The organism is Sporosarcina contaminans, assembly GCF_042679045.1.
Lineage (GTDB): Bacteria > Bacillota > Bacilli > Bacillales_A > Planococcaceae > Sporosarcina > Sporosarcina contaminans.
In genome coordinates, this window is record NZ_JBHTLT010000010.1 from 1 (window position 1) to 13,606 (window position 13,606).

Sequence of the window (13,606 nt, forward strand, 5' to 3'; positions counted from 1 at the left end):
AACGGAAAGCGACGGTTGTCAGGGGTTCCCCATTTATTCTCCAACCAGAAAGGGACTATCACAGAAAATCAGTTTTCACTGACTTTCTGGACAGCCCCGTTTTTTTTATAATTCCCTATAAAAGCCACTGAAACGCATACCATCAGCAGCGAAGTGCATAAAATTAAACAAGTATGCATAAATAGCGATGCAGCACGCATAACATCTTCTCAACACGTATAAACTCATTCGCCACGGCATAACAGACCTTAAGTCCGCATCAATACACGCGCCCTCGCATAACTAAAATCAAAAGCTCAAAAATCAATACGTTAGCACATAATTTGCTCCCAAATCCCTTACACTCACACAGTACAAATAAACCTATTCTTGAATCATTTCGTCATAAGATAGCTTTACTGCTTCATAGACAAATAAAGCTGCCATCAAATGCGGCTGCACGATCCGTCCGCCATCTTCACCTGGCAAAATGCCTTTCACCAAACCGGTTGATATGTACGTATAGGCTAAATCTGCCAACTCGTTTGAGCCGTCATCTTTTTCTCCAGCTAGTACGGAAAACGGAATAAATTGATTGGACAAGGAACGTGCCAACTTGATTGCACGTGCATCAGAAGCGCTTCGGGCGAAAATCCAGACGCGATCTGTCGAGTCGATGTCCATGCCATCTTCATATTGAACAGCACCTGTAAAAGGTTCTGCACTAAATTGCGCATTTAAGCCGACTCCCGCCAGTTCATCAAAACCGACGAAAATGACTCGTCCTTGGCCGATCGTAGCTTGAGCCAATAAACGAGCTGTTTCTTCAATTGCTTCTTCATTATTCGCACCGATTCGCTGTAAAAGCCCGCCCGTTTGTGTCGTTAATATTTTCAACTGAAACCACCTCGCATTCCATTATATTTTTCATTTGACATAAAACCAAGCAGAACACGTGTGGGACAAAAATTGCCTGTGAAATATTTATCTGTTAAGACCATGCTGAGACGGTAAAAGGGTTGTTGCATCAATGTTCTGAGGAAGAATAGCTGTAATAGTTCATTGGAAAATTTACTATTAATTCCTTTATTAATGAAGAAAAGAAGGATATTGCACAGAATGTGTCAAACTATATAGATGGGCAATGGAGACTAAAGAAGAGGGGTGGGACGTTTGAAAAGTTTGTTAATCGTTGACGATCAAACCGGAATTCGGCTTTTACTCGACGAAGTATTTAAAAAAGAGGGATTTGAAACGAGGTTAGCTGCAAACGGTGCAGAGGCACTTCAAATGGTTCAAGAACGAGCGCCTGACTGTGTGTTGCTCGATATGAAAATGCCGGGCATTAACGGTGTAGAAGTGCTGAAGAAAATAAAAAAAGATTGGCCGCAAGTCCCTGTCATTATGATGACGGCTTATGGGGAAGTCGATTTGACAGAGGACGCCTTTGAAAATGGAGCGGAACGTTATTTTACAAAACCATTCAATATTTATGAAGTAAGAGATGCAGTGACTGCACTTTTAAATTAATATTTTCCAAATCTTAACTATGCAACTGATAGGCTTCGCGGGTTTGTCTTTCATTCAATTCAGTAAAAACATTGGGCAGTCGCTTTGCCCGCGGAGTTTGACGTAAGATTTCGCAAAACGTCAAAAACAATAGAAATATTTATTGCCAAATAGAGTATCGAAGATTCAAGTTTTAGCAAACTAAAGAAAACGGAAGCACAGTTCTGTTTTGCACGAGAACATCCAAACCGCTTACATATGAATTTACCGAACAGGCAGCTGCCGGTATTTAGTTGCACTGTGATCATGAACCCCGGACAGTAGTAAATACTGTCTGTTTTTGTTATGATAAAAGAGGCAAAAAACGTATTAGCTCCGTAAATTCATCTCAACAATTCAGAGGAGGATTTTTTCCATGGCACTTGTTTCAATGAAAGAAATGATGATTAAAGGTAAAAAAGAAGGATATGCAATTGGTCAGTTCAACTTGAACAACCTTGAATACACGCAAGCAATTTTGCAAGCTGCTGAAGAAGAGCAATCACCTGTTATTTTAGGCGTTTCCGAAGGTGCGGGACGTTATATGGGCGGGTTCAAGACGGTCGTCAACATGGTGAAAGGTCTGATGGAAGACTATAACATCACTGTTCCTGTGGCGATTCACTTAGATCATGGTTCAAGTTTTGAGAAATGTAAAGAGGCGATTGATGCTGGATTTACATCTGTTATGATCGATGCATCTTCCAAGCCATTCGAAGAAAATATTGCAATAACAAAGCAAGTCGTTGAGTATGCACATGAGCGCGGCGTTTCCGTTGAAGCGGAATTGGGCGTTGTAGGCGGACAAGAAGATGATGTAATTGCAAGCGGCGTCATCTATGCAGACCCAGCTGAATGTAAAGAGTTAGTCGACAAAACAGGAATTGATTGCTTAGCGCCGGCTTTAGGGTCAGTTCACGGTCCGTACAAAGGTGAACCGAACTTAGGCTTTAAAGAAATGGAAGAGATTTCAAGTCAATCAGACCTTCCACTAGTTCTTCACGGAGGTACAGGCATCCCAACGAAAGATATTCAACGTGCGATCTCATTAGGCACTGCGAAAATTAACGTTAACACGGAAAATCAAATTGAAGGTACGAAAACAGTCCGTGAAATTTTGGAGTCAGATAAAGAAGTTTACGATCCGCGCAAATATCTTGGTCCAATGCGCGAATCGATTAAACAAACAGTAATTGGCAAAATGCGTGAATTTGGCAGCTCTCAAAAGGCTTAATGACAAACTTATACAAAGAGGAGAAGCATCGCAAAAAGGTGCATTCTCCTTCTTTTCCATTCATGAAGGAGGAACAGAATCCGTGAAATTTTTCATCGATACAGCAAACTTTGAAGAAATTAAAGAAGCACATAGCTGGGGAATTCTATCTGGCGTTACAACAAATCCATCTTTAGTGGCGAAAGAAAATGTTTCTTTCCACGATCGTCTTCGTGAAATTACCCAACTAGTACCTGGATCGGTTAGCGCCGAAGTCATCTCTCTTGACGCTGAAGGAATGATTGAAGAAGGCCGTGAATTGGCTAAAATTGCCCCTAATATCACTGTAAAGCTCCCAATGACGCCGGAAGGATTAAAAGCATGCTCTGTTTTCGCTCAAGAAGGCATTAAAACGAATGTAACGCTAATTTTTAGCGCAAATCAGGCATTGCTTGCTGCACGTGCAGGAGCTACATATGTATCTCCGTTCCTTGGCAGACTGGACGATATCGGACAAGAAGGCGTCCATCTCATTAGCACGATTGCGGATATCTTTACAATCCATGATCTTGATACTGAAATCATTGCAGCTTCCATCCGCAGCCCGCAACATATTACCGATGCAGCGCTTGCAGGAGCGCATATTGCTACGACGCCATTCAAGGTGCTTCAGCAACTATTTAACCATCCATTAACAGACAAAGGTATTCAGCAATTTTTGGACGATTGGGCTTCAAGAAAGAACAAGTGAAACGCCAAAGGAGACTGAAATGGACGTTTATAAAATTAGAGGTGGCAAACCTCTGCAAGGTACAATAAAGGTAAGTGGCGCAAAAAACAGTGCAGTTGCATTGATACCTGCTTCCATCTTGGCGGATTCTCCTGTAACGATTGAAGGCTTACCTGAGATTTCAGATGTTTTTACACTGAAGGCACTCCTTGAGGACATCGGCAGCAAAGTCGATTTTGAGTCAGGAAAAATGATAATCGACCCGACAGAAACAATTGCGATGCCACTACCGAACGGCAATGTAAAAAAATTACGCGCTTCCTATTATATGATGGGTGCGATGTTGGGGCGGTTCAAGCATGCCGCAATCGGTTTGCCTGGCGGCTGCCATTTAGGGCCGCGGCCGATCGATCAGCATATTAAAGGCTTCGAGGCATTAGGCGCAAAAGTGACAAATGAGCACGGTGCAATCTATTTGCGCGCTGATGAATTAAGAGGGGCAAAAATCTACCTTGATGTAGTCAGTGTCGGTGCAACGATTAACATTATGTTGGCCGCTGTTTTAGCGAAAGGCCGCACGATTATCGAAAATGCGGCTAAGGAACCCGAAATCATAGATGTCGCCACATTGCTTTCAAATATGGGCGCTAATATAAAAGGTGCAGGAACGAATGTCATTCGGATAGAAGGCGTTGAAAAACTGCATGGTACGAAGCATACGATCATCCCTGACCGGATTGAAGCAGGGACTTTTATGATTATGGCTGCGACAGTCGGCGATGGCATTACAATTGACAATGTCATACCGTTCCACGTAGAAGCTTTAACAGCTAAACTGCGTGAAATGGGTGTGGAGGTCGTTGAAGGGGAAGAACAGATTTTTATTCCGAAGTCGAAAAGCTTAGCGGCTGTCGATGTGAAGACGCTCGTATATCCAGGATTCCCAACAGATTTGCAACAGCCATTTTCCGTTTTATTAACACAAGCGACTGGCACATCTGTCATTACAGATACGATCTATTCCGCTCGTTTCAAACAAATAGACGAGCTGCGTAGGATGAATGCCGAAGGAAAAGTAGAAGGCCAGTCTGTCATCTTATCTGGTCCGACACATTTGCAGGCAGCAACTGTCCGCGCGACTGATTTACGTGCCGGTGCTGCGCTCGTCATTGCGGGTTTATTGGCTGAAGGGGAAACCGAAATTCAGGAAATTAAGCATATCGAACGCGGATACAGCTCATTAATTGAGAAGCTGCGCGGTATTGGAGCGGACATTCGGAAGGAAAATGTTCCTGAAAAGGCTACCGTAAAGGAATAATCGAGAATCGAATGTCTTCTTTTATGCTATACTGTACAGTGAAAAAACATACGGCTTGAAGTAGCTAACCGTAAAACGGGAGGAACACATATAATGGAACGCAGTTTATCGATGGAATTAGTACGTGTAACTGAAGCGGCGGCTGTATCGGCGTCCCGCTGGATGGGACGCGGTTTGAAAAACGAGGCGGATGATGCCGCAACTTCAGCGATGCGTACTGTGTTCGACACCATTCCGATGCAAGGTGTTGTCGTTATTGGTGAAGGTGAAATGGACGAAGCTCCGATGCTCTATATCGGCGAAGAATTAGGGACAGGTCAAGGGCCTGAGGTTGACGTCGCTGTCGATCCTTTGGAAGGCACAAATATCGTAGCATCTGGCGGCTGGAACGCATTGGCCGTCATTGCGATCGCAGATAGAGGAAATTTACTGCATGCACCTGACATGTATATGAATAAAATCGCAGTCGGTCCGGAAGCGGTCGGCAAAATCGATATTGATGCATCGGTTACGGATAATCTCCACGCCGTTGCAAAAGCAAAGAATAAAAAAATCGAAGACGTAGTTGCAACTGTGCTGAACCGGGAACGTCATTCAAAAATCATTGAAGAAATCAGAGCAGCGGGAGCACGCATTAAACTGATCAATGACGGAGATGTAGCAGGTGCAATTAACACGGCATTTGACGATACTGGCGTCGATATTTTATTTGGACTAGGCGGCGCTCCTGAAGGCGTGATTGCTGCAGTCGGACTGAAATGTCTTGGCGGTGAAATCCAAGGGCGTCTCGTTCCATCTAACCAAGAAGAAATCGACCGTTGTAAAAAAATGGGCATCGATGTGAACAAAGTGCTTCGCATGGAAGACTTAGTGAAAGGCGATGATGCCATTTTTGCTGCTACTGGTGTAACAGATGGTGAATTGCTGCGCGGCGTACAATTTAAAGGCGGCTACAGCACAACTCATTCACTCGTTATGCGTTCAAAATCAGGTACGATCCGTTTTGTGGAAGGCCGACACAGCATGGAGAAAAAACCTCTACTTGTAATGCAAGATTAATAAACGACAGCTTCGCTAATGAAGCATATGGCAATTTGTATGATACTGCCTCATCGCCCGGCCTTGCGCCGGGCAAACTTCACTAAAGGAATGCCTACCCGAATTTATTAACCTCAAAAATTATTGCGACCGGATTTTTAAACTAGGAGCCTACAATGGTGTAGATCATATGTTGTGACAAGATGTAACAAGCTGCATACCGCTATTGTTCAGCTATCTTTTGAGCAATGGCTGATTAGGATACAGCAATATCCTTTCGTTTCCCCATAGAGGTAGGAGTCTTCAGCTGAATTAAAATCAAATATAATAAAGAGTGGTGCTAATAGAATATGGCAATATTAACGATTGCAAGTTTAGAAAATATGACCTTAAAAGAATTATATGAACTTGCTAGGGAGTACAAAATCACTTATTATGGCAAGTTGACGAAGAAAGAACTTATTTTTGCAATTCTTAAATCCCGTGCTGAACAAGAAGGCTTCTTCTTCATGGAGGGCGTTTTAGAAATTATTCAATCGGAGGGCTATGGATTTTTGCGTCCGATTAATTACTCGCCAAGCTCGGAAGATATTTATATTTCAGCTTCCCAAATTAGAAGATTCGATTTGCGGAATGGCGACAAAGTAACAGGGAAAGTACGTCCGCCAAAAGAGAATGAGCGCTATTACGGCCTCTTGCAAGTAGAAGCAGTAAACGGTGAAGACCCGGAAGTTGCACGTGAACGTGTGCATTTCCCTGCGCTCACCCCGCTCTATCCTGAACGTCATATCCAACTGGAAACGACACCAAATAAACTTTCGACACGCATAATGGACCTTGTTTCGCCGGTCGGTTTTGGCCAACGGGGGTTAATTGTTGCTCCACCAAAAGCTGGAAAAACGATGCTATTGAAAGAAATAGCAAACGCTATTACGACGAATCACCCCGAAGCTGAATTGATCGTACTACTCATCGATGAGCGTCCGGAAGAGGTGACGGATATCGAGCGTTCTGTAAAAGCAGACGTCGTCAGTTCTACGTTTGATGAAGTTCCAGAAAACCACGTAAAAGTAGCTGAATTGGTTTTGGAGCGCGCCATGCGCCTCGTTGAGCATAAACGCGATGTTGTCATTTTAATGGACTCTATCACTCGGCTTGCTCGTGCATATAACCTTGTCATTCCGCCGAGCGGGCGTACGTTATCCGGCGGTATCGATCCCGCAGCATTTCACCGTCCGAAACGCTTTTTCGGCGCAGCGCGGAACTTGGAAGAAGGCGGCAGCTTGACGATTCTTGCGACGGCATTGATTGACACTGGATCGCGAATGGATGAAGTCATTTACGAAGAATTTAAAGGAACAGGTAATATGGAATTGCATCTTGACCGTAGTCTTGCTGAACGCCGCATTTTCCCGGCACTTGACATTCGCCGATCTGGCACGAGGAAAGAGGAATTGCTTATCCCTTCCGATCAGCTTGAAAAACTATGGGGAATCCGAAAAACATTCTCCGACGCACCGGACTTCGCAGAACGTTTCTTGAAAAAATTGCGCCAATCCAAATCGAATGAGGAATTCTTCAATAAGCTGAACGAAGAAATGAAAGCCCATCGAAATGGAAAAGGACTCATTTAACGGTTTAAGTTCTATAAACTGAAAAGATTTTCATTTGAATATAGAGTGTGCAAGCGCAATAAGTTGCCATTGAATGTGCTATGATTTGATGATAAAAAATTTGGGCAAAACAGTTGCACTACTATGGGAGATTTGTTATACTTTCAAAGTATGGTTTATGACCATCTGCTGCATATACGGCTGGCAAACACGGGCCGTGTAAGGCATCAGTCTTGTTCATACTTTGAACAACCCTTACAATAATACTCTGTTCCAGATGGTTCAGGGCGAGAGGAGAGAGACCGATGAGAGCAGGAATTCATCCAAATTACAAACTTGCAAAAGTCACTTGTTCATGTGGTAACACATTCGAAACAGGTTCTGTTAAAGAGGACATTCGCGTAGAAGTTTGCTCAGAATGCCACCCATTCTACACTGGACGTCAAAAATTTGCTGCAGCGGACGGCCGCGTCGACCGCTTCAACAAAAAATATGGCCTCAAAGAAGAAGGACGAGAATAAGACAATTGAAATACCCGCCGGGTCGAATGACCCAGCGGGTATTTTTAATGTACATATTAAAGAAGCAACGAAAACGATATAAGATGAAATGTTTTATTGTAAAGCAAAGTTGCAATATTGAGCAGGTGCTCTGTAGTACGCCATATATGCCATGCCGGTTGTCTGGCATCTACATTGTGCTGCTCAGTCTCTACATTGCAAAGCAACCCTCTTACATGATAATGCGACGTCTCTACGCTTCGATGCACGTTTTATATTGTGTTGCGAAACCTTTACTTTGTGAAGCGCCACGCTTACATTGCGTTGCAAAGCCTTCACGTTCTGTTGCACGATTTAGATTTACATTGCGATACGAAGCTCCTACGATGTGAGACGGCTCCTTATGCTGTAGCAGAGACTCCAATTTTATTCATTCTCTGCTTATAGATGATGAAACAAAACGTTCACACTGCATTATAAAGCCGTAGAAATGCCGTCTCTATGCGGTATTTGTCACTTCACACCGTTCTGTCTATCACATCCAACCTAAAATGTAAAGACATCATTTCTATCCGTTTTTGTTGTATGATAGACTTTCCTATGGCAAACGATGAACACCTACATAGAACAGTTTTTGAAAGGGGAACCTACATGTACGTTGCAATGCAAGGCGGCTGGATTGAAGTAATTTGTGGAAGTATGTTTTCTGGTAAATCGGAGGAATTGATACGGCGTGTTCGACGTGCTCAATTTGCGAAGCAAAAAATTGCCGTTTTCAAACCAGAGATCGATGACCGTTATAGCGAGGAAGCAGTTGTAAGTCATAATGGGACAACTGTCATTGCTACGCCTATTGCGGATTCTTCCCAAATTATAGAGTTCGTAACGGATGACTACGATATTATTGCAATTGATGAAGCGCAGTTTTTCGATGACGGACTGATTCAAGTCGCAAGTGATTTAGCTGATCGTGGATTTCGGGTAATTGTAGCGGGGCTCGATATGGATTTCCGTGGAGTGCCTTTTGGTCCGATGCCGCAATTGATGGCAATTGCCGAAAACGTCACAAAACTTCAAGCAGTGTGTACCGTTTGTGGCTCGCCCGCAAGTCGCACACAGCGGCTTATTAATGGACAACCTGCAGGCTACGATGATCCGGTCATTCTTGTCGGTGCGTCTGAAGCATATGAGGCAAGATGCCGTAAACATCATGAAGTACCGAACGGCGTCACTGCCAATTCTGTAAATGCACAGTGATCCACATTTCCAGACAACTTGGGGATAAAGTCCAAGTTGTCTTTTTTTTATCCATAACGGCCTATCAATTCTTCATTACCACTCTAATCTAAAAGAAATTACTGTATTTCATCCGCCTATTCCCGTACAATAAATGTACAAAATCGACGTAAATAGAGGTGTGCAAAACTATGTTTGAAAGGCTTCAAGCCGTGGAAGATCGCTATGAGCGACTCAATGAATTGCTCAGTGATCCTGATATTGTAAGTGATATGGAAAAATTGAGAACGTATTCAAAAGAGCAATCCGATTTGCAGGAAACAGTTGATACGTACCGTGCTTATAAAGAAGCAACTAAGCAATTTGATAGTGCAAAGCAAATGTTGGAAGAGCCATTGGATGATGAAATGAAAGACTTAGTGAAAATGGAAATCGCGGAACTGAGCGAGCAGATTGAATCGTTGGAAGGACGTTTGAAACTGCTCTTAGTGCCAAAAGATCCGAATGACGATAAAAACGTCATTATGGAAATCCGCGGTGCAGCAGGTGGAGATGAAGCAGCTTTATTTGCAGGCAATCTTTATCGGATGTATAGCCGCTTTGCTGAAATGAATCATTGGAAAGTGGAAGTGATGGATGCTTCACCGACAGAATTGGGTGGCTTTAAAGAAATCGTCTTTATGATAAACGGAAATGGCGCCTATTCCAAATTAAAGTACGAAAATGGCGCACATCGAGTGCAACGGGTACCAGAAACTGAATCAGGCGGCCGAATCCATACATCGACTGCGACTGTGGCAGTGTTGCCGGAAGCTGAAGAAGTAGAAATCGAAATTCATGACAAAGACATCCGTGTGGACACATTCGCTTCGTCAGGACCTGGCGGGCAATCCGTTAACACGACGATGTCTGCAGTCCGCTTAACGCATCTTCCGACCGGCATTACCGTATCATGTCAGGACGAAAAATCGCAAATTAAAAATAAAGAAAAAGCGATGAAAGTATTGCGTGCCCGTATTTACGATAAATTCATGCAGGAAGCGCAAGCTGAATACGATGAAAAGCGTAAATCGGCAGTCGGGACAGGCGATCGTTCTGAACGCATCCGAACGTATAATTTCCCCCAAAACCGGGTGACCGATCATCGTATTGGTTTAACGATCCAAAAGTTAGATCAAATTATTGAAGGGAAAATGGATGAAGTGATTGACGCGCTCATTGTAGAAGATCAGGCAAGACGCCTGGAAAGCTTGGAAAAGCATGACTGAACGCATTTATGAAGCGATCAAAAAAGCATCATCGCTACTATCCTCCAAAGATCTTGATGAAAACGCAGCACAGCTCCTAATGGAATTTGTCACGAATAAAAGCGGCGCTTCCTTACTGGCTGACATGCGTGAATACTTGACAAAAACGCAGCAAACCGCTTTTTGGAAACATACCGAGGAATTGCTCACAGGAAAGCCGATACAACATATTATCGGCTATGAAATGTTTTATGGCAGACAATTCGAAGTGAACGGCAATGTTCTTATTCCAAGGCCTGAAACCGAAGAACTCGTTGAAAATGCACTCAAAATCAGCATGAAGCTGTTCGAAACAAAAGATATCCACATGGCGGACATCGGAACAGGCAGTGGAGCAATTGCGATCTCATTCAAAAAAGAGTGGCCAGAAGCGACTGTTGCGGCTACGGATATAAGCGAAGAGGCGTTAAAAGTCGCTGAGCGTAACGCAAAAAAGAATGAAGCTGAAATTACATTTTATCAAGGTAATTTAACTGAACCGATTAAACAGCAGAAATGGGATGTCGTCCTTTCGAATCCACCATACATTGCGCCGGAGGAATCGGTTGCCATGTCGAAGACGGTAGTGGATTTTGAGCCGAACCATGCATTGTTTGCTGAAGAGGACGGGCTGTATTTTTATAAAAAGCTTGCGAAGGAGCTTCCACGGGTTATGAAGACACCTTCTTTAATCGGCTTGGAAATTGGCTATCAGCAAGGTACCGCAGTCCGGGAGTTGTTCCAAAAAGCGTTTCCGGAAGCGCAAGTTGAAATTATACAAGATATAAATGGTAAAGATCGAATGATATTTTGCGAGATTCATGAATAAAACTCTTTGACCCTGTCAACAATGGGGTCAGGGAGGGATTGACATGTTGCAAGACTATGAAATTCAAAAACAACCGAATTGGACAAATAGAATTGTTGCCGTAGTAGAATTTATTTTAGTTTTATTCGTCATCCAATCAGCGCTATTGCTGTTCATGGGACCGGAGGAACAGCCGGAAGAAATTAGGTTTCGTATTTTAGCGCATTCCAACTCACCGGCCGATCAAAAAATCAAACATTCGATCCAACAAGAAATCGAGCCGCTTATTTACAAAGCGATCGGACAAGCAGAAACGACAGCGGAAATAGCCGCCAATTTACAAGCGATTGAGTCGGTCATTTACGATATTGCAGTGTCAAAAGCAGAAGGTAAAGAGATTTCATTCGAACGGAAAGCCGCTTTGTTCCCGCCGAAGAGGTCCGGTATGTTCGTTACTCCGCAAGCTGCGTATGATGCATATGTTTTAACAATCGGCAGCGGCCGGGGGGATAATTGGTGGTGTGGATTATTTCCGAGAGTCTGTTTTCCTGACAAAGAAGTGGATAACAATGAAGAGCAAGAGCAAGAAAAAGTCACTTTCTTCATTTGGGAGTGGATAAAATCATTGTTCGACTAAAGTTATTCACAAGTTTTGTGGATAAGTACTTTAAAGTGTGAATAAAAGGAGGGTTGCACATTGGAAACAAAAATCGTATCTGTGGACAGCGAAGTGGATAATGTTCGAAACTATCAACAAGCTGTGGATATTTTAAAAAGTGGAGAAGTCGTCGCCTTTCCGACCGAGACTGTATATGGATTAGGTGCACTTGCGACAAAGCGAGAAGCCGTTCAAAAAATCTACGATGCAAAAGGGCGCCCATCCGACAATCCACTGATCATACATATAGGGAAGAAAGAAGATGCGAATCTATACGCAGTCGATATTCCTGAAGCGGCCCAAAAACTGATGGACCGGTTTTGGCCAGGGCCATTGACGATGGTTTTCCATAAACGGCCAGGCGTAATTGCAGAAAATGCTACGCCGGGTTTTGAAACGGTAGGCATCCGAATGCCAGATCACCCCGTTGCATTGCAATTGTTGAACATGTTAGATGGCCCGCTTGCAGCACCGAGCGCCAACCGAAGCGGGAAGCCGAGCCCGACAGAAGCGGAGCATGTGTACGCAGATTTGAACGGCCGGATACCGATGATTGTGGACGGAGGACAGACAGGGGTAGGCGTCGAGTCGACTGTCTTGGATATGACGACAGAACCACCTGCTATATTGCGTCCAGGCGGATTGACGAAAGAGATGATTGAAAAAGTGATTGGTCCTGTCCAATCGGAAGGAAAGACAGAAAAAGACAAAGCGCCGCGAGCGCCAGGCATGAAATATATGCACTATGCGCCAAACGCACCTTTGTTCATGATTGAAGCGAGTGAAACTGCCATTCAAACGGCAGTGCAAAACCTCCATAAAGAAGGGAAGCGTATTGCGGTTATCGGTCCCGAAGAATTTTCAATCGAAGAAGCGGACTGGTATTTTTCTGTCGGTAGCCTTCATGATTATGATGCCATCGCAGCAAATTTGTATCGGGCAATCCGACAATGTGATGAGACAGAGGCGGATGTGATCCTTGCCGCAGAAACAGAGGCTAGTGGAGTCGGCGAAGCGATTATGAACCGATTGACGAAAGCCGCAAACGGCAAACGTTATAGCCAAAGGTAAAAATGAATGACCTTCCAACCCTTCGCATAGGATGAATCGATGCGGTATATTGGGAGGTCTTTCATTTGGTAGAACTCATAGCGGCAAGTTTAACAACAATCGATGTAGTCATTTTATATTCTCTTATGCAAATTAATTCGGGGAGACTGATGCTGTCGATCTGGACAGCTTTTTTGAACATGGTATTCCCGTTTGCGGGTTTTCTAATGGGCGCCTTTTCAGCGGAAATTTTCAGCGCATGGAGCCATACATTATCCGGGGTGTTACTAGCTTGCATCGGACTGCATATGGTGCTTCAAACGGAAGATGGCAATAAGGAGCTCATCCGCAATATTCATCCGTTTCTATTGGCGATGGCTGTCAGTGTCGATACATTTTCAGTAAGCGTCTCTTTCGGCATGCTGCAGCTGAACAAAATATTGTTTATCCTTTCTTCGGGCATTCTCTCTTTCATTTTTGCTTGCGGTGCGCTTTATATTAGCGGCGGTGTTGGTATGAAAAGAGGAAAGCATTTACGGAGATTATCCGGTATTGCTCTTGTTGTTATGGGAGTAATGTCATGTTTTCGTTAATATTATCTGTTTCTTTTCTCATAGTTTTCGTGTATT

Annotated in this window: 14 protein-coding genes; 13 read left to right on the forward strand and 1 reads right to left on the reverse strand. The window is 43.6% G+C overall.

The window, feature by feature from the left end:
* Window positions 1-363: 363 nt before the first annotated feature.
* Window positions 364-876 carry a DUF2529 family protein gene (locus ACFQ38_RS01375; protein ID WP_336822827.1) on the reverse strand — a complete coding sequence of 171 codons (513 nt, stop codon included), beginning with the start codon at window positions 874-876 and terminating at the stop codon, window positions 364-366.
* Between the two features lie 276 nt (window positions 877-1,152).
* Here ACFQ38_RS01375 and ACFQ38_RS01380 point away from each other — a divergent pair, with 276 nt between their 5' ends.
* From ACFQ38_RS01380 to ACFQ38_RS01440, 13 genes are all read left to right on the forward strand, one after another.
* A complete protein-coding gene (locus tag ACFQ38_RS01380) occupies window positions 1,153-1,509 on the forward strand; it encodes a response regulator (RefSeq protein ID WP_336822826.1) in 357 nt (118 codons plus the stop codon).
* Window positions 1,510-1,903: 394 nt separating this feature from the next.
* Window positions 1,904-2,761 carry a class II fructose-bisphosphate aldolase gene (locus tag ACFQ38_RS01385; protein ID WP_336822825.1) on the forward strand — a complete coding sequence of 286 codons (858 nt, stop codon included), beginning with the start codon at window positions 1,904-1,906 and terminating at the stop codon, window positions 2,759-2,761.
* A gap of 82 nt (window positions 2,762-2,843) precedes the next feature.
* Window positions 2,844-3,491 carry a fructose-6-phosphate aldolase gene (gene fsa, locus ACFQ38_RS01390; protein ID WP_381479606.1) on the forward strand — a complete coding sequence of 216 codons (648 nt, stop codon included), beginning with the start codon at window positions 2,844-2,846 and terminating at the stop codon, window positions 3,489-3,491.
* 19 nt (window positions 3,492-3,510) lie between these two features.
* Complete coding sequence (locus ACFQ38_RS01395; protein ID WP_336822823.1) at window positions 3,511-4,788, forward strand: UDP-N-acetylglucosamine 1-carboxyvinyltransferase; 1,278 nt, start codon at window positions 3,511-3,513, stop codon at window positions 4,786-4,788.
* 93 nt (window positions 4,789-4,881) lie between these two features.
* Window positions 4,882-5,847, forward strand: coding sequence for a class II fructose-bisphosphatase (gene glpX, locus ACFQ38_RS01400; protein WP_381479607.1), 966 nt, complete (start codon window positions 4,882-4,884; stop codon window positions 5,845-5,847).
* Between the two features lie 329 nt (window positions 5,848-6,176).
* Window positions 6,177-7,460, forward strand: a complete 1,284-nt coding sequence (gene rho, locus ACFQ38_RS01405) for a transcription termination factor Rho (RefSeq protein WP_336822821.1) — start codon at window positions 6,177-6,179, stop codon at window positions 7,458-7,460.
* A gap of 284 nt (window positions 7,461-7,744) precedes the next feature.
* The gene (gene rpmE, locus ACFQ38_RS01410) at window positions 7,745-7,960 is read left to right on the forward strand and encodes a 50S ribosomal protein L31 (protein WP_381479608.1); all 216 of its coding nucleotides are present in this window, start codon (window positions 7,745-7,747) and stop codon (window positions 7,958-7,960) included.
* A gap of 630 nt (window positions 7,961-8,590) precedes the next feature.
* Window positions 8,591-9,196 carry a thymidine kinase gene (locus ACFQ38_RS01415; protein ID WP_336822819.1) on the forward strand — a complete coding sequence of 202 codons (606 nt, stop codon included), beginning with the start codon at window positions 8,591-8,593 and terminating at the stop codon, window positions 9,194-9,196.
* 170 nt (window positions 9,197-9,366) lie between these two features.
* Window positions 9,367-10,443, forward strand: coding sequence for a peptide chain release factor 1 (gene prfA / locus ACFQ38_RS01420; RefSeq protein ID WP_336822818.1), 1,077 nt, complete (start codon window positions 9,367-9,369; stop codon window positions 10,441-10,443).
* Window positions 10,436-11,290, forward strand: coding sequence for a peptide chain release factor N(5)-glutamine methyltransferase (gene prmC / locus ACFQ38_RS01425; RefSeq protein WP_381479609.1), 855 nt, complete (start codon window positions 10,436-10,438; stop codon window positions 11,288-11,290). The genes prfA and prmC overlap by 8 nt, the downstream gene beginning before the upstream one ends.
* Before the next feature lie 43 nt (window positions 11,291-11,333).
* Entirely contained in the window at window positions 11,334-11,906 is a 573-nt protein-coding gene (locus ACFQ38_RS01430) for a stage II sporulation protein R (protein ID WP_336822816.1), read from the forward strand.
* Window positions 11,907-11,966: 60 nt separating this feature from the next.
* A complete protein-coding gene (locus ACFQ38_RS01435) occupies window positions 11,967-12,998 on the forward strand; it encodes an L-threonylcarbamoyladenylate synthase (protein ID WP_381479610.1) in 1,032 nt (343 codons plus the stop codon).
* Window positions 12,999-13,063: 65 nt separating this feature from the next.
* Window positions 13,064-13,570 (forward strand): manganese efflux pump MntP, encoded by a 507-nt coding sequence (locus tag ACFQ38_RS01440; RefSeq protein WP_336822814.1) that lies wholly within the window; start codon window positions 13,064-13,066, stop codon window positions 13,568-13,570.
* Window positions 13,571-13,606: the final 36 nt, after the last annotated feature.